This window comes from Coxiella-like endosymbiont of Rhipicephalus sanguineus (assembly GCF_018687865.1).
This window is the reverse complement of sequence record NZ_NIQB01000006.1, coordinates 1-2004: the sequence shown is the minus strand read 5'-3', so window position 1 is coordinate 2004 and position 2004 is coordinate 1. Positions and strand designations below refer to the sequence as shown.

Sequence of the window (2004 nt, the reverse complement as noted above, 5' to 3'; positions counted from 1 at the left end):
TTATTCACTCCAACTCTTATTCGCCAGCTGCAATATCAATTTCATTGCCTGGTACTAATGTAACGTACGCCTTTTTCCAATTCTTACGCCGGCCGCACACTTGTCGAAATCGTGTAGCTTTTCCTTTAACATTGCAAATGCGCACTGCCTTTACTGCGACATTAAATTGATTTTCCACAGCGGACTTAATTTTGGATTTCGTTGCACCCGCTGTTACTTCAAATACATGTTGACCGCTAATTAAAGCACTCTTTTCTGATACGTGAGCAGCTACAAGAATTTTTAATAATCTCTCTTGATTCACGACAATCTCTCCTCAAGTTTTTTCAGAGCATCTACCGTAATCAATACATTTTCCGCAGCGACGAGACTGACGGGATCTACCTGCATAGCATTAGAAGTTGTAACATCAATCATATTTCGTGAGGCCAGCTCAATATTGCGATCTTGCCCATCCAAAATGATCAAAGCTTTTTCTATATTTAAGCCTACCAGTAAGCCCTTCAATTCCCGAGTTTTAGGCTCTTCCAGTTTAAAATTTTCTATTACAGTAAGGCGCTTTTTCCGAATTAATTCGGACAAAATAGAAACCATTGCCCGATGATACATTTTTCGGTTTACTTTTTGTGAGAAATCACGGGGTTTTGCTGCAAAAGTTACACCACCACAGCGCCACAGAGGACTTCGAATGCTTCCAGCTCGAGCTCGGCCAGTCCCTTTTTGTCGCCATGGCTTAGTTCCACCTCCCCGGACCCCACTTCGCGGCTTTTGCGCTTTGCTCCCAGCTCGCGCATCAGCTAAATAGGCAGTAACAACTTGATGAACTAAACCTTCTTTAAATTTCTCTCCGAAGGCAGTATCAGCCACAACGATTTTGCTCAATTCTTTTTTGTCGAAGGAATGTACCGCAAGCTCCATCATTTATCCCCTTTGCTCTTTTTAGTTGATTCCGTAATAATCACCTTGCCACCAGGAGCACCAGGTAATGCACCTTTGATTAAAAGGAGGTGTCGTTCGGCATCAACTCTAACAATTTCTTGATTCTGGACCGTACGGTAGGTATTTCCCATATGGCCTGCCATTTTTTTACCTTTCCACACACGCCCTGGTGTTTGACATTGACCTATGGAACCCGGCGCACGATGGGACAAGGAATTTCCATGGGTAGCGTCCTGAGTGCGAAAATTATGGCGCTTTACGGTACCCGCGAATCCTTTTCCGCGAGTTAAACCGCACACATCAACAGTCTGCCCTTCTTTAAAAATATCCACTTTGAGCTCATCACCTATTTTAGTTTTGGCCAACTCTTCGGCAGTCACACGAAATTCACGGATAACCTCTCCTGTCTCTACACCACTTTTCGCATAATGTCCTGCTATTGCCTTATTGACACGAGCAGAAGATTTTTTGCCGTAAGCCACTTGGATAGCGCAATACCCATCGATATTCGCCATTTTTATTTGAGTAACCCGATTAGGCATTACTTCAACCACGGTGACAGGAATAGAAACTCCCGTCTCTGTAAAGACGTGAGTCATACCACATTTTCGACCAACTAAACCAATAAGCATTGCCTACTCTCCAATTATCTAACCGCCATAAAAAAGGCTAAGCCTAGTTCTAGGCGGATTCTGATTCAACACTTATTTGAACATCTACTCCGGCAGCCAAATCTAATTTCATTAATGCATCAACTGTTTTATCAGTAGGCTGCACAATGTCTACCAATCGCTTATGCGTTCGAATTTCATATTGATCCCGAGCATCTTTATCTACGTGAGGGGAAATCAACACCGTATAACGCTCAATTTTCGTAGGCAACGGAATTGGCCCTTTAATGATTGCACCCGTTCGCCGTGCTGTTTCAACAATCTCTCGTGTAGATCGATCAATCAACCGATGATCAAAAGCTTTCAATCGAATCCGTATACGTTGGTTATTACTAAAGACTGCCATAATTTTTTTCCACAATTATTCAATAATTCTTATTCAAAAATTTTTGTT

General features: G+C 42.4%; 4 protein-coding genes. All 4 read right to left on the bottom strand.

The window, feature by feature from the left end; translation table 11 throughout:
- Nucleotides 1-16: 16 nt before the first annotated feature.
- From rplW to rpsJ, 4 genes are read right to left on the bottom strand one after another with little or no spacing between them, the layout of a single operon-like run.
- Nucleotides 17-304 (bottom strand): 50S ribosomal protein L23, encoded by a 288-nt coding sequence (gene rplW, locus B1F79_RS00455; protein WP_251365549.1) that lies wholly within the window; start codon nt 302-304, stop codon nt 17-19.
- Nucleotides 301-918, bottom strand: a complete 618-nt coding sequence (gene rplD / locus B1F79_RS00450) for a 50S ribosomal protein L4 (RefSeq protein ID WP_251365550.1) — start codon at nt 916-918, stop codon at nt 301-303. The genes rplW and rplD overlap by 4 nt, the downstream gene beginning before the upstream one ends.
- Nucleotides 918-1571, bottom strand: a complete 654-nt coding sequence (gene rplC, locus B1F79_RS00445) for a 50S ribosomal protein L3 (RefSeq protein ID WP_251365548.1) — start codon at nt 1569-1571, stop codon at nt 918-920. Before rplC ends, rplD begins: the two co-directional genes overlap by 1 nt.
- 49 nt (nt 1572-1620) lie before the next feature.
- A complete protein-coding gene (rpsJ, locus tag B1F79_RS00440) occupies nt 1621-1956 on the bottom strand; it encodes a 30S ribosomal protein S10 (RefSeq protein ID WP_048875578.1) in 336 nt (111 codons plus the stop codon).
- Nucleotides 1957-2004: the final 48 nt, after the last annotated feature.

What these genes read in the sequence shown, in the direction of transcription:
- rplD (WP_251365550.1), bottom strand. Translation starts at nt 918, where the DNA reads ATGGAGCTTGCGGTACATTCCTTCGACAAAAAAGAATTGAGCAAAATC.
- rplC (WP_251365548.1), bottom strand. Translation starts at nt 1,571, where the DNA reads ATGCTTATTGGTTTAGTTGGTCGAAAATGTGGTATGACTCACGTCTTT.
- rpsJ (WP_048875578.1), bottom strand. Translation starts at nt 1,956, where the DNA reads ATGGCAGTCTTTAGTAATAACCAACGTATACGGATTCGATTGAAAGCT.